This window comes from Micromonospora sp. R77 (genome assembly GCF_022747945.1).
Classification (GTDB): Bacteria; Actinomycetota; Actinomycetes; order Mycobacteriales; family Micromonosporaceae; genus Micromonospora.
The window spans coordinates 2628685-2651075 of record NZ_JALDST010000001.1; the positions used below are offsets into that span (position 1 = coordinate 2628685).

Consider the following 22391-nt stretch of genomic DNA (forward strand, 5'->3'; position numbering starts at 1 on the left):
AGTCGTACTGAGGAGGAGCCCGGCATGATCGGGATGGTGCTCGCGGCCGGTGCGGGGCGCCGACTGCGCCCGTACACCGACACCCTGCCCAAGGCGTTGGTGCCGGTGGACGGTGAGATCACCATCCTGGACATCGCGTTGCGCAACCTCGCCGAGGTCGGGCTGACCGAGGTGGTGATCGTGGTCGGCTACGCGGCGGACGCGGTCGTCGCGCGGCAGGCGGCGCTGGAGGAGAAGTACGGCGTCACGATCACGCTGGTGCACAACGACAAGGCCGAGGAGTGGAACAACGCCTACTCGCTCTGGCTGGCCCGGGAGCACTTCGCCCGGGGGGTGCTGCTGGTCAACGGTGACACCGTGCACCCGGTGAGCGTGGAGAAGACCCTGCTGGCCGAGCGCGGCCCGGGGATCCTGCTGGCGGTCGACAACATCAAGGCGCTGGCCGAGGAGGAGATGAAGACCACCTTCGACGCGGCCGGGCAGCTCACCCGGATCACCAAGCTGATGGACCCGGGCGAGGCGTACGGGGAGTACATCGGCGCGACGCTGATCGAGCCGCAGGTGGCCGACGCGCTGGCCGACGCCCTGGAGGCGACCTGGCGGCGGGATCCGAACCTCTACTACGAGGACGGCTACCAGGAGTTCGCCGACCGGGGCGGCGAGGTGCGGGCGGCGCCGATCGGCGACGTGTCCTGGGTCGAGGTCGACAACCACGCCGACCTGGCCCGGGCGCGGGAGATCGCGTGCCGCTACTAGCCCGGACCATCCTCACCCCGCTCCACATCGACGTGCGGCGGGGTGCGGTGGCGGACCTGGCCGCGATCCTGGTCGACGGGCGGATCTCGGCCGGCGGTGACGTGGCGGTGGTGGTCGGCCCCGGGCAGGGCGAGCAGATCGCCGAGCTGATCCGGCCGTCGCTTCGCTCGGCGGACGTGTTCACCGTGGCCGGCGGCACCCTGGACGCCGCCGACGACCTGGGTGCGAAGCTGCGCCACCGGTCGTACGACGCGGTGGTGGGGATCGGCGGCGGCAAGACCATCGACGTGGCGAAGTACGCCGCCACGCGGCGCGGGTTGCCCATGGTGACCGTGGCGACCGCGCTGGCCAACGACGGCATCGCGTCGCCGGTGGCGAGCCTGGTCACCGACGGGATCAAGGGCTCGTACGGGGTGCACATCCCGATCGCGGTGATCGTGGACCTGGACTTCGTCGAGGCGGGCCCGGAGCGGCACAACCGGGCGGGCATCGGCGACGTGGTGAGCAACATCAGCGCCCTGGCCGACTGGGAGCTGGCCCGGCAGGTACGCGGCGAGCCGGTCGACGGGTTGGCCGCCTCGCTGGCCCGGATGGGTGCCGAGGCGGTGCTGGCGCACCGGGGCGACATGACCGACGACGCCTTCGTCACCGTGCTCGCCGAGGCGCTGATCTCCAGCGGCCTGGCGATGGCGGTCTGCGGCACGAGCCGCCCGTCCAGCGGCGGCTGCCACGAGATCATGCACGCGGTCGACGCGCTCTTCCCCGGCACCGCCTCGCACGGTGAGCTGGCCGGGCTGGGGGCACTGTTCTGCACGTTCCTGCGCGGCGACGAGCGCCGGTTCGCCGAGATGTCGGCCTGCCTGTCCCGGCACAACCTGCCCCGGCTGCCCGCCGACGTGGGTCTCACCGACGACCAGTTCGTGGAGGCGGTGCAGTTCGCGCCGGCGACCCGGCCGGACCGCTACACGATCCTCGAACACCTGGCGATGTCGCCTACCGAGACGCGGGAGCGGCTGGCAGACTACGCCGGTGCACTCCGCGACCTTGGCTGAGCCGTCCCGCCCCACCGTCGCCGACTTCCACCGGGTGAACCGGGGCGGCGGCCTGTTCAGCGAGTCGGTCAGCCAGTGGCTGGGCGCGGTCTTCGCGCTGGGCGCCCAGCGGCTCGGCCTGCGCCCGACCGCGCTGACCATCGCCAACCTGCTGCTCGGCCTGGCCGCCTCGGTGACCGTGGTGGCGCTCGCCGGCCGGGTCGCCGCCGGGTCCGTCCCGGCCTGGGTGGTCGGGCTGGTCGCGCTGCTGGGCTGGCAGATCGCGTACGCCCTGGACTGCGCCGACGGCCAGCTCGCGCGGGTTACCGGTCAGGGCAGCGCGGCCGGTGCCCGCGTCGACGTGCTCTGCGACGTGGCCGCCCAGATCGCCCTGGTCACCGCCCTCGGGGCGACCGCCGTGGCGCAGCGCCCGACGACGCCGACCTGGCTGGTGGCGGTCTTCGCCGGCACCTGGATGGTCAACCTGGTGACCTCGGTGATGCAGGCGGGCCCGAACGCGGCCAGCATGGTCACCTCGACGTCCCTGCCCGTACGCGTGCTGAAGCTGGTCCGCGACTACGGCGCGGTGATCTTCCTGGCCGGCCTGGTGCTGACCTTCGCGCCAGCCCTGACGGTCTGGGTGATCGTGGCGTTCACCGTCGTCAACGGCGGCTTCCTGCTGGCGAGCATCGCCTTCTCCGCCCGCGCCTCCCTGCGCTGAACCCCGTCCGGCTGCGGCCGCAAATTCAGAGAAAGAGTGCCTATAAGGCGCCGAAAAGACACTTTTTCCGTGAATTTGCGCGCCGTTGGGCGGCGGGGGCGGCGGGTCGCCTGGGTCAGGCGGGGTGTGGGGGGTGGGGTACGCCGGCGTAGATGTCGAGGAGCTGCCTGGTGACCACTTCGGGGTGGAAGGTGCGCTCGTAGCGGGCGCGGGCGGCGGGCGCCAGCGCGGCGGCACCGGCCCGGGCCACCGGCAGCGCGGCGGCCAGCGCGGCCGGCTCCGGGGCGACCACCCAGCCGGCCTCGCCCGACTCGATCCCGGCCGGCAGCGGGGCCGGCACGGCAGCCGACGAGAGGGCCGGCCCGGCAGCGGAACCCGCGACGGCCGAGTGGGCGCCGGCCGGTCCGGTGCCGGCGGGCTCCCGGGGGGCGTCCGCGCCGACCAGATAGGGGATGCCGCCGAGCGCGGTGCCCAACACCGGCCGGCCGCTCGCCAACGCCTCGATGATCACGGTCGGCAGGACGTCGTGCCAGGTGGAGGTCGCCAGGACCACCGCGCTGGCGTCCAGCGCGGCGCGCACCCCGGCGCGGTCGAGCGGACCCAGGAACGTCACGTCGGCCCGCTCGGCGGCGGCCGCCTCGACCAGTGGGCGCAACTCGCCGTCGCCGGCGATCCGCAGCGGCCCCAGCGCGCCGTCCGGGTGCCGTCGCCACGCCTCCAGCAGCAGGTCGAGGCCCTTCTCCGGCGAGAGCCGGCCGAGGAAGAGGAAGCCCTCGCCGAGCGGCGCGGGCGGGCCCGGGTCGGGAATCGCGTTCGGCTTCACCACGATCCGCTCCGCCGGGATGCCGTAGTCCCGCAGGTGGTCGGCGACGGCGGTGGTGAGCGCGATGAACCGGTCGACGGACTTCCAGGTGGGCCGGTGCACCGCGAGCGTGGTGGCCATCAGTGCGCTCTGGGCCCGGGAACCCCGGTAGCAGCGGTGCACGATCGCCGGCACGCCCAGCGCCCGCCCCCGGCAGTCCTGGCAGATCACGCCGTCCCGGAAGTAGAGCCCGGAGGAGCAGACCTGCCGGTAGTTGTGCACCGTCTGCACCACCGGCACGCCGTGCCGGTGCGCCGTCCGCACCACCCAGGGCGAGAGCAGCGGGTACGGGTTGTGCAGGTGCAGCACGTCCGGCCGGTGCGCGGTGAGCAGGCGGTCCAGGTCGTGCTGGGCCTTCGGCGCCCAGATCGGCGAGATCGGCAGCAGCGCCTTCGCCGTCCGCGACATCGACGGGATCTCGTCGGAGCTCCGCAGGAACGGCAGCACCTCCACGCCGGCCGCGGTCAGCTGGTCGATCTCGGCGTCGACGATGGTGTTCTCGCCGGACGGCTGAGCTTCCCGGTACCGGTTGTGTGCCACCACGATTCTCACGGGAAAGAAGGCTACCGTTGGGTGATGCCTGAGCTACCGGAGGTGGAAGCGCTCGCCGGCTATCTGCGGGAGCGCGCGGTGGGGCGGCGGGTCGACCGGATCGAGGTCGCCGCGATCAGCGCCCTGAAGACGTACGACCCGGCGCCGAGCGCGGTCGCGGGCCGGCCGGTGGTCGGCGCCGGCCGGCACGGCAAGTTCCTCGACGTGGTCTTCGACGGCGGCCTGCACCTGGTGGTCCACCTGGCCCGGGCGGGCTGGCTGCACTACCGGGAGGCGTTCCCGTCCGCCGCGCCGCTGCGCCCCGGCAAGGGCCCGATCGCCCTGCGGGTACGCCTCGACGACGGCTCCGGGTTCGACCTGACCGAGGCCGGCACCCAGAAGAAGCTGGCCGCCTACCTGGTGACCGATCCGGCCCAGGTGCCGGGCGTGGCGAAGCTCGGTCCGGACGCGCTCGGCGCCGACCTGGCCACCTTCGCCGAGCGGCTGCGCAGCCGGCGGGGCCAGGTCAAGGGAGTCCTGACCGACCAGGCGGTGCTGGCCGGGATCGGCAACGCGTATTCGGACGAGATCCTGCACGCGGCGAAGCTCTCCCCGTTCGCGATCACCGACCGGCTCACCGACGACCAGCTCGCCACCCTGCACGCGGCGACCCGCGCGGTGCTCGGCGACGCGGTACGCCGCTCGGCCGGGCAGCGGGCCGCCGAGCTGAAGGGGGAGAAGCGGTCCGGGCTGAAGGTGCACGCCCGCACCGGCCTGCCGTGTCCGGTCTGCGGCGACTCGGTGCGCGAGGTCTCCTTCGCCGATTCCAGCCTCCAGTACTGCCCCACCTGCCAGACCGGCGGGAAGCCGCTCGCTGACCGTCGGTTGTCCCGACTCGTACGGTGAGTAACAACACGATCTGGTTACGGAGAGGAATCGGCCCCCGATCGCCGAAGCTCCCGGTCCACGCCTCTACCGGGGCCGCCATCCATCGGTATAGTGGCTCGGTCCCCGGCTTCACAACCGATCCGGAGCCGGCCAGATCCCCACAGGTGACGACGCGCGGTGGTGTCCCCCGGGACAACGCCCGGTTCGGAACCCGCGTGGGAGACTGGGACGGTGGGCGACCCGGGCCCTCACTGCGAGTGAGTGGCGCGAGTCATGCGGGAGGACATGGGTTGAGGTGACGACAAGCCTCCAGCGCCCGGTAACCAACACAGGCCGGAGCAAGAGCGTGCGGCACGTCGACAGCTTCGAGATCCAGCCGCCGACTCCGCCGTCGCACAACGGCGTACCCCGGTCGGCGTGGGCCCGCGCCCGTCGGCGGGTGTCGCGCTGGCACCGTCCCTACATCCTGCTGCTGCTGGTGCTGGACTTCGGTGCGGCGGCCCTGGCCAGCTGGGCCGCGGTCCAGACCTTCGACCAGGCCGCCTCGGGCTTCTCCGGCACCAAGGAGGACCCGACCTGGTTCCACACCGTCTCCTTCCTGCTGCTGCCGCTCGGCTGGTTGATCATCCTGTGGGGCAACCGGGCGTACGACCGGCGCTATCTGGGCCTCGGTCCGGACGAGTTCAAGCGGGTCGTCCGGGGTGGGGTGGCGGTCGCCGCGACCGTCTCCTTCATCGCCTTCGCCACCAAGACCGAGCTGTCCCGGTGGACCGTCGGCTTCGCGCTGCTCGGGGCGCTGCTGCTCATCCTCTTCGGGCGCTTCATGGCCCGCTTCCTGCTGCACCTGCTGCGCCGCAGGGTGGGCCAGGCCGGACACCGGATGGTGCTGGTGGGCACCCTGCCGGAGTGCCTGGAGGTCTACACCGCGGTCACCCGCAACACCGGCGCCGGCCTCCTCCCGGTGGCCATCCACCTCACTGACGGTTACGCCGCCGCCCGGGGCATCGAGACGCCGGTGCCGGTCCACGCCGGCCGGGACGTGCTGGCCCTGGTCCGGGAGGTCGGCGGGGACACCATCGCGGTCTGCGGCTCGGCCAGCGCCGAGCCGGGCGAGCTGCGCCGGCTCGCCTGGCAGCTGGAGGGCTCCGGCGTCGACCTGGTGGTCGCCCCGCAGCTCACCGACATCGCCGGCCCCCGGGTGCACATCCGCCCCATCGAGGGCCTGCCGCTGCTGTACGTCGAGGAGCCGACCCTGTCGGGGCCGGCGCTCCTGGTCAAGAACCTGATGGACCGGGTCGCCGCCGGGCTGGGCCTGCTGCTGCTCGCTCCGCTCTTCCTCGCCATCGCCATCGCCATCCGGATCTCCGACCCCGGACCGGTCTTCTTCCGCCAGCCCCGGGTCGGCCACGAGGGGCGGACCTTCCGGGTCTGGAAGTTCCGCACCATGTACGTGGACGCCGAGGAGCGGCTGGCCGGGCTGGTCGACCAGAACGAGACCGACGGCATGCTGTTCAAGATGAAGGAGGATCCCCGGGTCTTCCCGGTGGGCCGCTTCCTGCGCGCCTCATCGCTGGACGAGCTGCCCCAGCTGATCAACGTGCTGTGGGGCGAGATGTCCCTGGTCGGCCCGCGTCCGCTCCCCGCCGACGACGGCGACTTCCTGGGCGACGTACGCCGCCGGCTGCTGGTGCGGCCGGGCATGACCGGGCTGTGGCAGGTGTCCGGCCGGTCCGACCTGTCCTGGGACGAGGCGGTCCGGCTGGACCTCTACTACGTCGACAACTGGTCGCTGGCGTACGACCTGAGCATCCTGTGGCGCACCGTGGGCGTGGTGCTGGCCCGCAAGGGCGCGTACTAGCGCGGACGGTCGTCCACCGGTCAGGATCGCTGCGTGGGTGGCAACCTCTCCGCCGTCGTCGGCGTCGTCTCGCTGGTCACCGCGCTGGCCGCGGCGCTCTGGGCGGTGGTCCGGCTGCGCGCCCGACGGGGCATCGCCACGGCCACCCAGCGGGCCACGTACGAGGTGCTGCACACCGCCGGCCTGGCCGCCGAGCCGCTGCGGGCGGGACTCAGCGGCGCGGGCGCGGCGAAGGCCGTACGTCATCTGCGGGCGCTGGTGGGCGCGGCCGGGCTGGCGCTGACGGACCGGGAGGCGCTGCTCGCCCTGGACGGGCGGGGGCGCACCACGGTGACCAGCTGCTCGCGGCGGCCCGGCGGGCGGCCACGGCCGGCCGGTCGACGGTGCTGCGCGAGTCGGAGTTGCGGTGCGACCTGGTGGACTGCCCGGTACGCGGCGCGGTGGTGGCCCCGCTGAGCGCCGACGGCCGGGTGGTCGGCGCGCTGGTGGCGATCGCCGACGGGCCACCGGCCCCGGGCCTGGTGCAGGCCACCCTGGAGACCGCGCACTGGGCCGGTGACCAGCTCGCCCTGGCCGAGCTGGACTCGTCCCGGGAGCGCCTGGCCCGGGCCGAGGTACGCGCCCTGCGCGCCCAGATCAGCCCGCACTTCATCTACAACGCGCTGACCGCGATCGGCTCCTTCGTCCGCACCGACCCGGACCGGGCCCGCGAGCTGATCCTGGAGTTCGCCGAGTTCACCCGCTACTCGTTCCGCTCGCACGGCGAGTTCACCACGCTCGCCGAGGAGCTGCGCTCGATCGACCGCTACCTGACCATCGAGCGGGCCCGGTTCGGCGACCGGCTCCAGGTGCGGTTGCAGATCGCGCCGGAGGTGCTGCCGGTGACCCTGCCCTTCCTCTGCCTCCAGCCGCTGGTGGAGAACGCCGTCCGGCACGGGTTGTCCCGCAAGCCGGGCACCGGCATGGTGAGCATCGAGGCCCGGGACGCGGGCGCGGAGTGCCACATCACGGTGGAGGACGACGGAGTGGGCATGGATCCGACCACGCTGACCGCCGGGATCGCCGAGCTGACCCGGGCCGGCAGCGATCCGACCGAGGACCCGGGGCAGCACGTGGGCCTCTCCAACGTCGACGAGCGGCTGCGGTCGGTCTTCGGGGACCGGTTCGGCCTGGTCGTCGAGACGGGCCTCGGCTCGGGTACGCGGGTGAGCATGCGGGTGCCGAAGTTCCACCCCGGCGTACGGGCGGGTTCGTGAGCGAGCCGCAGCGGGTCGGCGCGGTGGGCACGTCGGGATTCCTGCGGGTGCTGGCGGTGGACGACGAACCACCGGCGCTGGACGAGTTGGCGTACCACCTGCGGGCCGATCCGCGGGTGGCCCGGCTGCACACGGCCGGGGACGCGACCGAGGCGCTGCGGGTGCTCCGCGACGGTGACGTGGACGTGGTCTTCCTCGACATCCGGATGCCCGGTCTGGACGGGATGGAGCTGGCCCGGGTGCTGCGCCGGTTCGCCCGGCCGCCGGCGATCGTCTTCGTCACCGCGTACGACGACGGCGCGGTGGACGCGTTCGACCTGGGCGCGACGGACTACGTCCGCAAACCGGTCCGGGCGGAGCGGCTGGCCGAGTCGCTGCGCCGGGTGATCGGCGCCCGGGTGGTGCCGTCGCATCCGGCCGCCCTGGCGCGGGCGGAGGAGGACCCGGCCATCCCGATCGAACTGGCCGGGACGACCCGGATGCTGCCCCGCTCGGCGGTGCGCTGGGTGGAGGCGCAGGGCGACTACGCACGGCTGCACACCGCGGAGGGCTCCCACCTGGTCCGGGTGTCGCTGGCCACGCTCGCGGAACGCTGGGCGGATGCCGGCTTCGTCCGGGTGCACCGGTCGTACCTGGTGCAGTTGAAGCTGATCGCCGAGCTGCGCCTGGTCAACTCCGGCTATGTGGTGGTGGTCGACTCGACGGAGCTGCCGGTCAGCCGCCGGCACACCCGGGAGCTGAAGGACAAGCTGGTCCGCGCGGCGAAGCAGGACTGGAGCCGCTGAGTCGGGGCCGGCCCCCGTGGGGCGGACGGGTGTCCGCCCCACGGAGGTGGTCAGGCGTACGCCTGCACCGGGTGGTCAGGCATACGCCTGCACCGACCAGAGGGAGTAGCCGAACGGCGTATCGCGGGCGGTGTTGTAGATCCGCAGGTAGCGACCGCTGCCGTTGAGCCCGGTTAGGTCGTCCAGCCCGCCGTCACCGGTGGAGGTGGAGTAGACCGATGTCCAGGTGATTCCGTCGTTGGACAGTTGCACCTGGTACGTCTTCGCGTACGCGGCCTCCCAGTTGAGCATCACCCGTCTGATCGTTTGCGTGGCCCCGAGGTCGATCTGGAGCCACTGCGTACCAGCCAGGATGGTGGCCCAGCGGGTACCGAAGTCGCCGTCGACGGCTTTGTCTGCGGAAAACGCGTCCGCCTGGGTGGTGGACGCGGTGGCGGGCCGGTCACGAGCGAGGTCAGGCGCGCTCACCGTGCTGTGCCGGGCGATCGCCTGGGCCGTGGCGATGCTCTGCATCATCATCTCGACCGCCGGGATGCCCTCGGTGTAGCCGGGCTGGGTGGCCAGGCGCACGCTGGCCGCTTCCAGCCGGTCACTGAGGCTGGCGGAGCGCGTCGTGGCGAGCCACCAGACGCACTCGCCCACCGGGTCGGGGTTGACCACCGACGCCCGGTCCGGGTGGGCCGTCGAGGTGCACGGCAACAGCTTCGGCCGGCCGTCGTTCTGCCCGGTACGCGGGTCGAGCACCGTGTCGGGCCGCACCACGCACCTCAGCCCGTCGATCTTCGAGCAGTAGGTGTCCCGGGCCTTGCGGAACGGTGCCACCACCTGCGACCAGCCGAACTCCGACGGCAGCCGGTCCACGCCGGTCAGGGTCAGCGCCAACTGCTCGTCCTGCAGCAGCGAGCGGGCGAAGCCGAGCCGCACGTACGCGTCGAGCAACCGCGCCGAGGTGGTCATCTTGCGGACGTTGCCGTACATCGTCCCCGTCGGCGTGATCATCTCGCGCTCGACCTCGGCGTAGTAGTCACCGGCGATCGAGTTGTGCCAGTCGCGTACCCGGGCGACGGCGGCATTGTCCTCCGTCACGGTCTGGGCGGCCGACGACTCGAACTGGGCCTTGTAGGTGGAGCCCCACTTCTCGTCCAGCACCTGCTTGGGCGACTTCAGCCAGGTGGTGTACCGGCTGCCCGGCGGGTAGTACTGGCCGATCTTGCCGTACGGGTGGACCCGCTCCCACTGCCGGACGGTGATGAACTGGCCGTCCCAACCCTGCTGGACACGCATCGTCACCTTGAGGTCGGCGTAGGTGGCGTACGGGACGTCACCCTCGGTCTCCTCGGGCTGCACCAGGTTCGCCCAGGCCAGGTCGTAGCACAGCCGCACCGAGGTGTTCGGCCGCGCGTAGGCGGCCACCCACAGCTCCTGCGGTACGGCCAGCAGCGACACGTTGGCCGGGCGACTCGGCATCGGGTCGGTCGGCCGGGTGCAGCTGGCGACCGTGGTCGGCTCGGCGGTGGGCTTGCCCGGCACGGCCTGGTCGGGCGGACCGAACTGGTTGTACGCCGGTCGTCCTTCCCTGGTCTTCTGACGCATCGTGTCGAGGGTGTCGCGGATCCCGTCGGCGGCGTCGCGGTAGTCGGTGATCAGCTTCTTCATGACCGGGTTGAGTCGGCTCGGGTCGGTGTCGGGCGTGCGCGGCCTGCTGAACTTCGCGGCCGCGTTGAGAATGTCGTTGCCGGCCGCCAGGGCCAGGTCCGGCCGGGTGGGCTGACTGCGGGCGTGGTCGGGGTTCTGGGTCATCAGCATCCGGTACGGCTCCGTCGCCGCCAGCCAGAACTCCACGTTCGGCGTCTGGCCGACCGCGTCGGCGGCCGGCATGCCCAGGTAGCGGCGGGCGTAGTCGTTGAGGTACTGCAGCGACCCGAAGTAGCCGTAGGTGGACAGGACGGTCTCGACGTCGGCGTCCGGGTTGGCGGCGTCCACCGTGGTCGTGCGGGCCATCGGCTCGATCCGGCTCTCGTTGCTCGCCGCCGTCACGAACGTGTTGGCGGCGGCCAGGTAGCTGGCCGGGATCGGATCGTTCCACGGCAGGTCGCGCCCGTTCATCGCCTTGAACCCGACCGCGCCGTTGGTCCACCAGGCCAGCGGTGCGTACCGGTCGGCCCGCTGCCCCTCGAACAGGGTCTTGCCCCAGAAGTCGACCCGGTAGGTCAGGTCGGCCAGCCGGCGGGTGATGGCGGCGAGCTGCTGGCCGGTCGCCTCGTGCAGTTCCAGCAGTGTCTTGAACTGCGTGAGCATCTGGCCGTAGATCTCGGTGAGCGCCGACTCGATCCGGTCGAACCGGTCGTTCATCTGGTTCGACAGGTCGTCCACCTGCTGGCGGAGCTGCTGCAGCTCTTCCAGGACCTGCTGGTCGGGGGAGGGTCCCCCGCCGAAGAGCGGCACCAGCGCGGTGATCGCGCCGAGCACGTTGCCGGCCATCGCCAGGGTGCTCATCGAGGTGAGCGCCGCGCTGAGCCCCTTGCCCGCGATGGTCGGCACCCAGGCGTTGATGGCGGTGGCGATCTGGATGGCCGCCTTGCCGCTACCGGCGGCGATCTCCCCGGCCCGCTGGTCGGCGAACCCGATCAGCGTGGAGAGCAGCTGTACGGCACCGGCGGCGCCGTCGAGCCACGCCTGCCGCTGGGCGGCCTCTGCCTTGGCCCGGTCCAGCGCCGCCTGCCCGGGACTGGTGCCGTTGACCGGGAACTGGGCGTTCAGCGTGGACGCGGCGGCCGCGGTCTCGGCCAGGTGGGCGTTGATCTGGTCCAGCAGGCGCTTGAGCTCGCTGTTGCCCTCGGCGACGTACTCGGCCAGGTTGGTCGAGTGATCGAGCAGGCCCTGCACGCTGAGGTACGTCGCGATGACGGGGTCCGCCTGCAACTGGTCCGAGCTGGCCGTGGCCGACACGTTGTACCGGAGGCCGAACTGCCCGTCCCAGGCCTGGGCGAACGTCGGGTCCGTCTCGCCGAGCCGGGCCACGCTGCCCCAGACCCGGTCCTGGAACGCGTACACCTGCTCGAAGAACGAGTACTGGAACTGTGACGCGGCGACCTGGTCGACCATGTCCCCGTAGTTGCGCAGCTGCTTGCCCAGCGTCGACTCGATCAGGTTCTGCATGATCGGCGACGCGACCGCTCCCGCCGGATGTTTCGCCGACAGTTCGATCAGCTTCATCACGAACTGGTACGCCGGCCGCTCCAGGTCCTCGACCCGCAGCTTGCTGTCGTACCAGTTGCCCATCACCACCGCGTGATCCATCAGCTCCTTGGCGGTCGCGGCCGGGTGCTGCTGGCGGTAGCCGATCATCTCGGCGCTGAGGAACATGTGCCGCAGCCCCTGCACGCCCTGCGCCCGGTTGCGCATGTGCGCGGAGAAGAGCCGGTCCCGCAGTGCGGCGTTGTCGACCTGCACCTCACCGGCCGCATACGCGGGCCCGGCCGGCACCGCGCCGGTGCCGGCGATCGTCGCCAGCACGAGGACCGCGGCGAGCAGGTGCCGCCAGCGTCCGGCGGGCAGCCCCGGCCGGAGCCCTCGCCGTCGTCTTCCGAACATGGTGGTGTCCCTTCCGGCCGCGCTTTCCCGAGCGGACAGTCCCGCGCCGGGGCGGCCCGCGAGCGGGACCGCTGCCGTCGGCCAAGACGACCCTCGATGGGGACCTGTCCCGGGCACGAGGGACAGGTGTCCCGGGCACCCCGGACCGTTGCTGTCCGGTCGCGGACATGCCATCGCCGGAGAATTCGTGGCAGCGGAACACCGAGATGCCGTACGCTGTACGGTAGACCGTACGACACTCGTGGAGGTCACCGTGTCCGAGTCCCTGTCTACCAGCGCCGCCCTGCCGTTCGACGCCGCAGCCGAGTTCGACCGGCAGGTCGGCACCCTGCTCCGGCTCGGCTACCCGGCCCTGGCCGGACTCACCGAGCAGGCCTTCACCGACCTGGTCACGCCGCTGCGGGCGGCGGCCGTCGCCGGCCCCCCGCCCACCGAGGGCACCCCCACCCCGATCCCCGGTACGCCCACCGACGCCCACGTGCCGTTCCTGCTCGTCGTCACCCGCGACCTGGTCGGCGTGCAGGAACGGCTCGGGCTGACCACGCTGGCCGGGAAGCGCAAGCCCGGCGTCCTGGACCGCAACTTCCCCGCCGCCGACCTGCCGACCTTCCAGCCGATCAAGGAGCTGGAGGTGCCGGCCGGCCCGGCGTACCTGCTCTTCGACGTCGACCGGGGCGAGGAGTTCCGCAACCTGCCGCCGGCGACGGCGCTGGAGCAGATGACCGCCCAGGGGCGGCTGCCGCTCACCATCGACGAGGGGATCGCCTTCGTGACGCTCCACCCGGCGGCGCTGGCCTCGAACCGGTGCTTCTCGCTGGTCGGGTCGCGCTGCGGGGACAAGCGGGTGCCGGCGCTCTGGATCAGCCAGGGCGCGCCGAAGCTCGGCTGGTGCTGGTACGGCAACCCGCACACCTGGCTCGGCTCCGCCACCGCCCACCCCGTCCGGGTCGGCCTGGACTGAGCACCACCGGCCGGGGCTGCGACACGGACGTGCCGCTGCCCCGGCCGGCCTCACTCGGGCAGCGGGAACCGCGTCCAGGTCACTCCGTCCGGCGACAGCTGGACATGGTCCGGCCCGACCAGGGAGCGGTCGTCCCGACCGTAGAGCCAGACGAAGCCCCGACCCGCCCCGACGCCGCCGTCCTCGCCGACCTGCTCACCCCGGATGAAGTGCCGGCCGCCGTCGCTGCTCACCCGGGCGAACGAACCGAACCCGTCCGGGTCGACGTCACCGACGAGCAGGACACCGTCCGAGCCGACCGTGAACTGTCTCATCATGCTGGTGGTGGGCAGGTCCGTGCCGACATCGGTCCAGGTCCGGCCACCGTCGGTGGTGTGCATGAGCCGGGAGGAAGCCGCCCCGGGCGCTGTCGTCGGCTCCGACGGCACCGGCTCGGTGAGCAGGTACGCCTCCTGTCCGCGACCTGCCGCCACCGAGATGGTCGTCGTGCCCACCGGCGCCCGGGAATTTGTCCAGGTCGCACCCCGGTCGAAGCTCACCGCGATCGTGGACGGCTTGCCGTCGCCCGCCCAGAAGGTCGCCCAGAGCGCGCCGTCACGACCCTCGTCGACGCTGGACGGCGGGTACGGCGACGGTGGATATCCGCTGAGCCGGTACACCCTCCCGGTCGCCGGGTCCACCGCCATCAGCCGCCGTACCAGGTCACAGGTGGGCTGACAGCGCACCGGCCGGGTGCCCGCCGGAAAGGCGGTGACGTCCAGCATCGCCGAGTCGGCGTCCCGCCAGGTCCGCCCGGCGTCGACGGACAGATAGACCCGGTTGTCGACGCTGATCAGGTAGGAACGCTCACCGAGCACGGCGTACTCGACGTGGGAGCTGACCTTTCCCTCCGACTCGGGGCGGCAGGTGCCGCCGTAGCGGGCCGGTTGGAAGTCGGTCCAGCTGCGACCGCCGTCACTGGTGCGGGTGAAGCGGATCGTGCAGCCGTATCCGGTGACCTCGACGCCCACGGCGGTCCGGTCGTCGAGCACGTAGAGCTGGGTTCCCCTGGACCGGATCTCCACGTCGTCGTCCGAGCCGGCCGGGCCGACGCCGCCCAGCCGGCCGGCGATCGGCCCGAACGCCATGCCGGCCATGGCGATCATCAGGACCAGCGCGACGCCCACGTTGCGGCGCCTGCTGCGGGCCCGGGCGGCCGACCACAGGTCGTCCAGGGGCGGCTGGCGGACGGAGTCGACGACCGTGTCGACGTCGAAGCCGGTGAACTCACGATCGGACATCGATCCTCCCGGTACGCGTGCTGTCGGTGGCGTCGGAGTCGGAGTCGGTGAGCAGCGCCGCCAGCGCCTGCCGGCCCCGCGACAGGCGGGACTTGACCGTGCCGGCGGACACCCCGAGCGTCGCCGCGACCTCGTCCACCGGCAGGTCGACGAGGTAGTGCAGGGCCAGCGCGTGCCGCTGCCCCTCGGGGAGTCCGCGCAGCGCGGTGAGCAGCGCCAGGTGCTCCGGCGACCGGTCGGCGACCACCGGCGGTGGCCCGATCCGGCGCAGCAGCCCGTCCAGCACCCGCCGCCGCCGGTGCCGGCTGCGGGCCACGTTCACCGCGACCCGGCGCAGCCACGCCTCCGGGTTGTCCAGCGCGGCGAAGCGCCGGGGTCCGGCCAAGGCGCGGATGAACGCCTCCTGGACCGCCTCCTGCGCCTCGCTCAGGTCGCCGGTCACCGCATAGAGCTGGACCACCAGCCGGCGGAAACAGGCGGCGTACAGCTCGGAGATCAGATCACCGTCGGACACCGTCACCTCCCTTCTCCACCTCTTCCACTCCCCGGCCGGCGGAAAGGTTCCGTCGTCCACAGCGAATCCGCGCTCGTCCACCGGGTTATCCACAGGGGTGAGGCGTTCTCCACAGGTTGTTCACAAGCCGCGCCACCGATCTCCACGGCTGCTCCCTACAGTCGGGAGCCATGAACGAACGCCGGGTACTGGTCGTCGAGGACGAACGGACCATCGCCGAATCGGTCACGGCCCGCCTGCGCGCCGAGGGGTTCGCCGTCGACATCGCCGGGGACGGGCCGAGCGCCGTGGAGCGCTTCCGGACCGGGCGGTACGACCTCGTCGTCCTCGACGTCATGCTGCCCGGTTTCGACGGCCTGGAGGTGTGCCGGCGGATCCAGGCCGACCGCCCGGTCCCGGTGCTGATGCTGACCGCCCGGGACGACGAGACCGATCTGCTGGTCGGGCTGGCCGTGGGTGCCGACGACTATCTGACCAAGCCGTTCTCGATGCGGGAACTGGCCGCCCGGGTGCACGTGCTGCTGCGTCGGGTGGAGCGGGCCGCCGCGGCCCCGCCGGCCACCCTGCGGCTCGGCGACATCGAGATCAGCCCGGCCGAGCGGCGGGTGGTCCGGGCCGGTGCCGAGGTGCACCTGACCCCGACCGAGTTCGACCTGCTGGTGCACCTGGCCGGTCGGCCGCGCACCGTACTGCCCCGGGAACGGCTGCTCGCCGACGTCTGGGGCTGGGCCGACGGCGCGGGCACCCGGACGGTGGACAGCCATGTCAAGGCGTTGCGCCGCAAGCTCGGCGCGGACCTGATCCGCACCGTGCACGGCGTGGGGTACGCCCTCGAGGTGCCCGCGTGACCGGCAGGACGGTCGACTGGCTGAACCGGGTGCTGCCCCGGCCGCTGGACCCGGTCCGCTCGATCAAGATGAAGCTCGGCGTCCTGCTGGTCGCCTCCTGGGCGGTCGCCGTCGGCTACTTCTGGTACGGCGTCGGCTGGCTGCCGCCGGGCACCGCGCTGACCGCCATCGGCATCGCCCTGCTCACCGCGCAGGTGCTGGCGCACGGCATGACCTCCCCGTTGCGGGAGATGACGGCGGCGGCCGGGGCGATGGCGCGCGGCGACTACACCCGCCGGGTCCGCGCCACCTCCCGGGACGAGGTCGGGGAGCTCGCCCAGGCGTTCAACAAGATGGCCGGCGACCTGGCCGCCGCCGACCAGCGTCGGCGCGAGCTGATCGCGAACGTCTCGCACGAGCTGCGTACGCCGATCACCGCTCTGCAGGGGGTGCTGGAGAACCTGGTGGACGGGGTGGCCGCCCCGGAACCGGCGGCGTTGCGGGCGGCGCTCGGGCAGACCGAACGGCTCGGGCACCTGGTGGCCGACCTGCTCGACCTGTCCCGGCTGGACGCGGGCGTGGTGCCGTTGCGTCGGGTCCGCATCGACGTCGCGGACTTCCTCGACGAGGCGGTGGAGCACGCCACGGCGACCGCGGCCGGGGCCGGACGGGACGTCACCTTCCGGCTGGACCCGCTGCCGGCCCCGCTGATCGTGCACGCGGACCCGTGGCGGCTGCACCAGGTCTTCGCCAACCTGCTGGACAACGCGGCCCGGCACAGCCCGCCCGGCGGGACGGTGCTGGTCACCGCCGAGGAGCGGACCGGGCAGCTGCACGTCGAGGTGACCGACGAGGGCGAGGGCATCCCGCCGGCCGAACGGTCCCGGGTGTTCGAGCGGTTCACCCGGGGCGAACGGACCGCCGGTGGCGGCACCGGGCTCGGGCTGGCGATCACCCGCTGGGTGGTGGAGCTGCACGGTGGCACCATCCGGGTCGCCGACCCGCCGGCCCGGACGGGTGGCGCCCCGCCCGGCTGCCGCATCCAGGTCACCCTGCCGCACGTCACCTCCGCCGGAGAAGAGGAAGCATGACCACCGCGCCCCCACCCCAACCGCCGATCGACCGGCGCGTCGCGCTGCCCGGTCCGGTCGTCGCAGGTCAGCAGCACTTGCCGCGTCCGGCCGCCGTCCGCCCACCGGTGGGACCGTCGGCGTGGGAGCGGCGGTGGCCCGGGGCCACCGGCTCGGCGCGACCGGTGGTGCTCGGGACGGTGGCGGTCGCGGCCACGGTCGCCGCGTCGGTGGTGCCGCTCGACCGACCCGGGCTGGGCTGGCTGGTGGCCACCCTGGCCGGGGCCGCCGCCCTCGGCACCGCCGCCCTCGCGCCGTCCCGGTCGACCCTGCCTCACCGCACCCGGCACCGCCAGGTTCGACCACGCAGGTACCCCGGGCCCGACCACACCGCCACCGCCAGGCACGACCACGCAAGCCGCAGCCACGCCGGCACCGGCAGGCGTGGTCACCCCGATGCCGGCCGCGGCGGCGGCTGCGAAGGCACCGGCGGCGCCGCGCGTACCGGAGGAGAGCAGCACCACGACGGGGGCCGGCAGGGCCGTCCGTCCCGGCGCCACGGGGGCGTCGGGCCGGGCGGTCCGGCTGGCCTGGACCGCCGCCACCGTCGCCCTGGTCGGCGTGGGCACGGTACGCGCCGCCGGGTGGCTCTTCGTGCTCTGCGTGCTCGCCGCCGTCGGCACCGCCTCACTCGCCGTCTCGGGCGGCCGGACGCCGCTCGGCCTGCTCACGGCCGGGGTGCTGCCACCGGTCGCCGCCGTGCGGGCGCTGCCGTGGGCGGCCCGCGGCCTGCCCCGGCAACGTCCCGACGGTACGAGCGTCGGCCGGATCCTGGTCAGCGTCGGCGTCTCGGCCGCCCTGCTGCTCCTCTTCGGGCTGCTCTTCACCTCCGCCGACGCGGTCTTCGCCGACCTGGTGGCCGGGGCGCTGCCGGACGCCGCCCCGCCGAACGTGTTCGGCTGGGTGTTCCGGCTGCTGCTCGTCGGCGCGGTGCTGCTCGGTGGGGCCTACCTGCTGGCCGCCCCGCCGGACCTGGAGTTGCGGGCCGGACCGGCCCGTACGGTCGGGCGGCTGGAGTGGGCCCTGCCGCTGGCCCTGCTCGACGTGCTCTTCGGCGCGTTCGTGCTGGTGCAGCTCGCCGTGCTCTTCGGCGGCTCCGGTCACGTGCTTCGCACCGCCGGCCTCACCTACGCCGAGTACGCCCGCGGCGGCTTCTGGCAGCTGCTCACGGTCTCCGCGCTCACCCTGCTGGTGATCGCCGGCGCGCTGCGCTGGGCGCCCCGGCGGACCGGGACCGACCGGGTGCTGATCCGGGTGCTGATCGGCGGGCTCACCGTGCTGAGCCTGGTGGTGGTCGCCTCCGCCCTCTACCGGATGTGGGTCTACACCGACGCGTACGGCGCGACCCGGCTACGGCTGGTGGTGGCCACCGCCGAACTCTGGCTCGGGCTGCTCTTCGTGCTGGTCGGGGTGGCCACGATCCGACTCAGGGGCGACTGGCTGCCCCGGCTGGCGCTCGGCACGGCGGTGGTCGCGCTGCTCGGGCTGGCGGTGGTGAACCCGGACCGGTCGGTCGCCGACTGGAACGTGGACCGCTACCGGCGGACCGAGCGGTTGGACGTGGCCTACCTGTCGCAGCTCTCGGCGGACGCCGTACCGGCGCTGGACCGGCTGCCCGAGCCGATGCGGTCCTGCGCGTTACGGGACATCGCCGGGCAGTTGCCGGCGGACGGGTGGCGCAGCGGAAACCTCGGCCGGGCCCGGGCCCGGGCGCTGCTGCGGTCCGACCCGGTGACGGCGGACTGTCCCCTCCCACGCTGGTGACCGGGCGGGAGCGGCAGCCCTTGACATTCCCGGCGGGCGGGCGAGACTGCCGGGGATGACCGGAGCGGCGGAGCAGGACCGCCCGGGGCGGCCGGCCGGGGCCGTCCCGGTCCCGGTGCCGCGCCCGCCGCAGCCGCGTACCCGGATCGTGCTGGCCGAGGTGTCCCGCCGGGACCGGCCCGCCGACCGCACCCGCACCGAGCTGACCCAGCAGACCCGGGTCGGCGAGGCGCTGGTCCAGGGCCTCGTCCGGGCCCAGTTGGCGCTGGCGCTGCGGCTGAGCCTGGTGGTGCTGATCGCGCTCGGCGGGCTGCCCTGGCTGTTCGCCATCGCGCCCTCGGTCGGCCGGGTCACCGTGCTGGGCGTCAACCTGCCGTGGCTGCTGCTCGGGGTGCTCTCCTTCCCGTTCCTGATCGTGGTCGGCTGGGCGTACGTGCGGTGGGCGGAACGCAACGAGCAGGACTTCACCGACCTGGTCGAGCGGCCGGAGCGCTGAGGTGGGCAACGGCTACGTGGTCCCGGCGATCGTGGCGGTCACCCTGGTCACCGTCGGGATCGGCTTCTACGGGCTGCGGCTGGCCCGGACCACGTCGGACTTCCTGGTCGCCTCCCGGGCGGTCAGCCCGACCTGGAACGCCGCCGCGATCGGCGGGGAGTACCTGTCGGCGGCGAGTTTCCTGGGCGTGGCCGGGCTGATCCTCAAGTACGGCGTCGACGTGCTCTGGTACCCGGTCGGCTTCGCCGCCGGCTATCTGGCGCTGCTGCTCTTCGTGGCCGCCCCGCTGCGCCGCTCCGGGGCGTTCACCCTGCCGGACTTCTGCGAGGTGCGGCTCGGGTCGCGGCGGCTGCGCGGGATCGCCACCGTCTTCGTGATCTTCATCGGCTGGCTCTATCTGGTGCCGCAGTTGCAGGGCGCCGGGCTGACCCTGGCCACGGTGGCCGGCTCGCCCTATCCGGTGGGGGCGCTGCTGGTCGCGGTGGTGGTGACCGCGAACGTGGCGCTGGGCGGGATGCGGGCGATCACCTTCGTCCAGGCCTTCCAGTACTGGTTGAAGTTGACCGCGCTGGCCGTACCCGCGATCTTCCTGGCGTTGCAGTGGCAGGCCGACGCCCGCCCGGCGGTGACCCCGCCCGACGGGCCGGCGTTCCGGACCGCGACCACCGTCGTGGTCGAGCACCGCGCCACCCTCACCCTCGCCGACGGCGACATCCGGGAGGTACGCCCCGGCGACCGCCTCGACTTCGCGGCCGGCGACCCGGTGCCGGAGGTCTCCGGTACGGCCACCGACGCGGCCGACTGGCTGCTGCCGGACACCGCCGGGGACGACGACCGAGGGCTGTTCGCGACGTACTCACTGATCCTGGCGACCTTCCTGGGCACCATGGGGCTGCCGCACGTGCTGGTGCGCTTCTACACCAACCCGGACGGCGCGGCGGCCCGGCGCACCACGCTGGTGGTGCTCGCCCTGGTCGGCCTCTTCTATCTGCTGCCCACGATCTACGGCGTGCTGGGCCGGATCTACACGCCGCAACTGCTGGTCAGCGGGCAGACCGACGCGGTGGTGGTGCTGCTGCCCGGGGCGGCGCTCGGCGGCGGCACGACCGGGCGGCTGCTCGCCGCGCTGGTCGCCGCCGGGGCGTTCGCCGCCTTCCTCTCCACCTCGTCCGGGCTGCTCACCAGCGTCGCCGGGGTGATCTCCACGGACGTGCTGGGCCGCGGCTCGGTACGCGGTTTCCGGCTGGCCACGATCATCGCGGGCGGGGTGCCGGCCGTGCTCGCCCTGAACGTCTCCGGGCTGGACGTCTCCCAGGTGGTGGGGCTGGCCTTCGCGGTGGCCGCGTCGAGCTTCTGCCCGCTGCTGGTGCTGGGCATCTGGTGGCGGGGCCTGACCGACCTGGGCGCGACGGCCGGGGTGCTGGTCGGCGGCGGTGCCGCGATCGGGGCGGTGCTGGTCACCGTGCTGGGTCCACCGCTGTCGGGCTGGCCGGCCACGCTGACCACCCAGCCGGCGGCGTGGACGGTGCCGCTGGCGTTCACCGTGATGATCGCGGTTTCTCTCGCGACCCGCCGCCGGCTGCCTTCCGACGTCGGCGCGACGATGCTCCGCCTGCACGCCCCGGAGGCGCTGCGCCTCTAGTCCCGGCGGCGCTCGACCGGCCGGTAGACCGGGCCCTCGACATGGACCTCCTGCTGCGGCTGGAGGATGACGTTGCTGCCCTCGTTGTGCATGGTGCCGATCATCAGCCCGCCGGCGACCGCCGTGGGCGCCAGGTCGGCACCGGGGCCGCCGGGAAGGGCATCGTTCCTCGTCCCGGTCCTGTCCGGTGCCGGGGCCCGGCGCATCGTCCAGAGGCTCAGTCCCAGGCCGATGAAGGCGATCACGAAACTGCCGACCCCGGCGTACTCGTCGGCCGCGCCGAGTTCGCGGCTCGCCAGGAAGACGAGGGCACCGACCAGCACCGCCGCCAGGGTCAGCGGCAACCACCACTTCGTCACGTCTGCTCCTCCCACCCGCGCTGCCGGCTCGCCGTCAGAAACCGAAACTGAAATCGAAGTCGTAGCCCCGGCGGTGCGGTTCCGGCTCCGGCTCCGGCTCATCAACCGCCTGCTCCGCCACCGCGCGCTGCAACTCGGCCAGCTCGGCCGCGTGCTCGGCCACCTCCGTCACCACCTCGAGCCCCTGGGACGGGGCGAGGCCGTAGACGTCCGGGCGTCGCACCTCGAGACTGCGGTCCAACCGGTTACCGGTACCGAGCAGCACACCCACCGCGTCACTGACCACCTCGTGGCCCACGGCCCGGAACACGCTCGTCCCGGGGTCGCGCAGATCCTGGGCGCCCCTGATCAGTTCGAGGTCCTCGACCTGGCCGGCGGCAGCGGCGAAGAGACTCGTCAGCGGCTCACGGGAGGCCAGGTCGACCGAGGTCAGGTGGTCGAGGAAGGCATTGACCAGCCCGGAGTCCCGGGCGAGCAGTTCCACCGCGTCGATCGTGGTCAGCTCACTGATGAACTCGACCTTCCGAGTGACCCGGGTGCCCTCCCCGAGCACGACGGCCGAGGCCCGGGTGGTGACGGAGACCGGTTGCCGGACACGCAGCCGCGCCTGGTTGTCGGTCTCCGGCTCGGGGGGCGGCGCGCAGAGCCCGCGTACGGCGTCCCGGAAGTGGCGGGTGTGCCGGGAATCGCCCGGCTCCGCGAGCGCCACCCTGAGCGCGTCCAGCGCCTCCGGGGACTCGACGAGCCGGTCGAAGGAGACCTCCACGTGGTGGAAGTGGAAGTGCTCCTCCTGCCGGAGGACGCAGCCGTCGCCGATCACCGCGGTCGACCTTTCGAGGTGAACCGTGTCGGCCGGGAAGAAACGGGCGACGCCGGTCAACCGCACGGTGCCGTGCGTCGCCATCGTCACCGTCAGGTCGACCGGCAGCCGGCGCGGCCGGACCTTCAGCGGCCCGCTCTCGGTGTGGACGGTGAAGACGGACACGTCGCCGCCTTCGCCCTCGTGGCGCGAAGGTCCGAACTGCACGGCCACCTCCCAGGAGCACGTGAGGTCGCCTCATGGTGACATCCCGTATCCATGGCCGCCAGGGATCGTCCGGCGTCGACCCGGCAACCCTGAGCGGCCCGGCCGCATC

General features: G+C 73.0%; 19 protein-coding genes and 1 pseudogene. 13 read left to right on the plus strand and 7 right to left on the minus strand.

Annotated features, from left to right (window positions below; translation table 11 throughout):
• Positions 1–24 precede the first annotated feature (24 nt).
• The 3 genes from MRQ36_RS12150 to MRQ36_RS12160 are packed head-to-tail and all read left to right on the plus strand — an operon-like array spanning position 25 to position 2508.
• Positions 25–756, plus strand: coding sequence for a sugar phosphate nucleotidyltransferase (locus MRQ36_RS12150; RefSeq protein WP_242795125.1), 732 nt, complete (start codon positions 25–27; stop codon positions 754–756).
• A complete protein-coding gene (locus tag MRQ36_RS12155) occupies positions 744–1808 on the plus strand; it encodes an iron-containing alcohol dehydrogenase family protein (protein ID WP_242795127.1) in 1065 nt (354 codons plus the stop codon). The genes MRQ36_RS12150 and MRQ36_RS12155 overlap by 13 nt, the downstream gene beginning before the upstream one ends.
• Positions 1786–2508 carry a CDP-alcohol phosphatidyltransferase family protein gene (locus MRQ36_RS12160; RefSeq protein WP_242795129.1) on the plus strand — a complete coding sequence of 241 codons (723 nt, stop codon included), beginning with the start codon at positions 1786–1788 and terminating at the stop codon, positions 2506–2508. The genes MRQ36_RS12155 and MRQ36_RS12160 overlap by 23 nt, the downstream gene beginning before the upstream one ends.
• Before the next feature lie 115 nt (positions 2509–2623).
• On the opposite strand, the gene MRQ36_RS12165 is transcribed toward MRQ36_RS12160, so the two are convergent.
• Positions 2624–3922 carry a glycosyltransferase family 4 protein gene (locus MRQ36_RS12165; RefSeq protein WP_242795131.1) on the minus strand — a complete coding sequence of 433 codons (1299 nt, stop codon included), beginning with the start codon at positions 3920–3922 and terminating at the stop codon, positions 2624–2626.
• A gap of 24 nt (positions 3923–3946) precedes the next feature.
• Here MRQ36_RS12165 and MRQ36_RS12170 point away from each other — a divergent pair, with 24 nt between their 5' ends.
• The 4 genes and pseudogenes from MRQ36_RS12170 to MRQ36_RS12185 all read left to right on the plus strand — a co-directional run bounded on the left by MRQ36_RS12170 (position 3947) and on the right by MRQ36_RS12185 (position 8688).
• Positions 3947–4807: an Fpg/Nei family DNA glycosylase gene (locus MRQ36_RS12170; protein WP_242795133.1), complete on the plus strand. Its 861-nt coding sequence runs from the start codon at positions 3947–3949 to the stop codon at positions 4805–4807.
• A gap of 328 nt (positions 4808–5135) precedes the next feature.
• The gene (locus tag MRQ36_RS12175) at positions 5136–6647 is read left to right on the plus strand and encodes a sugar transferase (RefSeq protein WP_242795135.1); all 1512 of its coding nucleotides are present in this window, start codon (positions 5136–5138) and stop codon (positions 6645–6647) included.
• 33 nt (positions 6648–6680) lie between these two features.
• Positions 6681–7903: pseudogene (locus MRQ36_RS12180) on the plus strand (sensor histidine kinase).
• Positions 7904–7926: 23 nt separating this feature from the next.
• Positions 7927–8688 (plus strand): LytTR family DNA-binding domain-containing protein, encoded by a 762-nt coding sequence (locus MRQ36_RS12185; protein ID WP_242801040.1) that lies wholly within the window; start codon positions 7927–7929, stop codon positions 8686–8688.
• Between the two features lie 75 nt (positions 8689–8763).
• On the opposite strand, the gene MRQ36_RS12190 is transcribed toward MRQ36_RS12185, so the two are convergent.
• A complete protein-coding gene (locus MRQ36_RS12190) occupies positions 8764–12282 on the minus strand; it encodes a discoidin domain-containing protein (RefSeq protein WP_242795137.1) in 3519 nt (1172 codons plus the stop codon).
• Between the two features lie 253 nt (positions 12283–12535).
• Here MRQ36_RS12190 and MRQ36_RS12195 point away from each other — a divergent pair, with 253 nt between their 5' ends.
• Positions 12536–13243: a DUF5701 family protein gene (locus MRQ36_RS12195; RefSeq protein ID WP_242795139.1), complete on the plus strand. Its 708-nt coding sequence runs from the start codon at positions 12536–12538 to the stop codon at positions 13241–13243.
• Positions 13244–13293: 50 nt separating this feature from the next.
• Here the strand turns inward: MRQ36_RS12195 and MRQ36_RS12200 are convergent, their stop codons facing one another.
• Together MRQ36_RS12200 and MRQ36_RS12205 are read right to left on the minus strand one after the other, a co-directional pair.
• Positions 13294–14523, minus strand: a complete 1230-nt coding sequence (locus tag MRQ36_RS12200) for a hypothetical protein (protein WP_242795141.1) — start codon at positions 14521–14523, stop codon at positions 13294–13296.
• A complete protein-coding gene (locus MRQ36_RS12205; RefSeq protein ID WP_242795143.1) occupies positions 14510–15037 on the minus strand; it encodes an RNA polymerase sigma factor in 528 nt (175 codons plus the stop codon). Before MRQ36_RS12205 ends, MRQ36_RS12200 begins: the two co-directional genes overlap by 14 nt.
• A gap of 170 nt (positions 15038–15207) precedes the next feature.
• On the opposite strand from MRQ36_RS12205, the gene MRQ36_RS12210 reads away from it, so the two are divergent.
• The gene (locus MRQ36_RS12210; protein ID WP_242795145.1) at positions 15208–15885 is read left to right on the plus strand and encodes a response regulator transcription factor; all 678 of its coding nucleotides are present in this window, start codon (positions 15208–15210) and stop codon (positions 15883–15885) included.
• Positions 15882–16955 (plus strand): ATP-binding protein, encoded by a 1074-nt coding sequence (locus tag MRQ36_RS12215; protein WP_374250039.1) that lies wholly within the window; start codon positions 15882–15884, stop codon positions 16953–16955. Before MRQ36_RS12210 ends, MRQ36_RS12215 begins: the two co-directional genes overlap by 4 nt.
• Before the next feature lie 67 nt (positions 16956–17022).
• Here MRQ36_RS12215 and MRQ36_RS12220 read toward each other — a convergent pair whose 3' ends face one another.
• Positions 17023–17235 carry a hypothetical protein gene (locus MRQ36_RS12220; protein ID WP_242795147.1) on the minus strand — a complete coding sequence of 71 codons (213 nt, stop codon included), beginning with the start codon at positions 17233–17235 and terminating at the stop codon, positions 17023–17025.
• Between the two features lie 155 nt (positions 17236–17390).
• On the opposite strand from MRQ36_RS12220, the gene MRQ36_RS12225 reads away from it, so the two are divergent.
• Genes MRQ36_RS12225 through MRQ36_RS12235 form a run of 3 tightly spaced genes read left to right on the plus strand, consistent with a single transcriptional unit; the run spans position 17391 to position 20896 of the window.
• Entirely contained in the window at positions 17391–18758 is a 1368-nt protein-coding gene (locus MRQ36_RS12225) for a DUF4153 domain-containing protein (RefSeq protein WP_242795149.1), read from the plus strand.
• Between the two features lie 55 nt (positions 18759–18813).
• A complete protein-coding gene (locus MRQ36_RS12230; protein ID WP_242795151.1) occupies positions 18814–19254 on the plus strand; it encodes a DUF485 domain-containing protein in 441 nt (146 codons plus the stop codon).
• A gap of 1 nt (position 19255) precedes the next feature.
• The gene (locus tag MRQ36_RS12235) at positions 19256–20896 is read left to right on the plus strand and encodes a cation acetate symporter (RefSeq protein WP_242795153.1); all 1641 of its coding nucleotides are present in this window, start codon (positions 19256–19258) and stop codon (positions 20894–20896) included.
• Here the strand turns inward: MRQ36_RS12235 and MRQ36_RS12240 are convergent.
• Entirely contained in the window at positions 20893–21255 is a 363-nt protein-coding gene (locus tag MRQ36_RS12240; protein WP_242795156.1) for a hypothetical protein, read from the minus strand. The two genes, MRQ36_RS12235 and MRQ36_RS12240, sit on opposite strands and share 4 nt — an antisense overlap.
• A gap of 34 nt (positions 21256–21289) precedes the next feature.
• Positions 21290–22240: a hypothetical protein gene (locus MRQ36_RS12245; RefSeq protein ID WP_242795158.1), complete on the minus strand. Its 951-nt coding sequence runs from the start codon at positions 22238–22240 to the stop codon at positions 21290–21292.
• Positions 22241–22391: the final 151 nt, after the last annotated feature.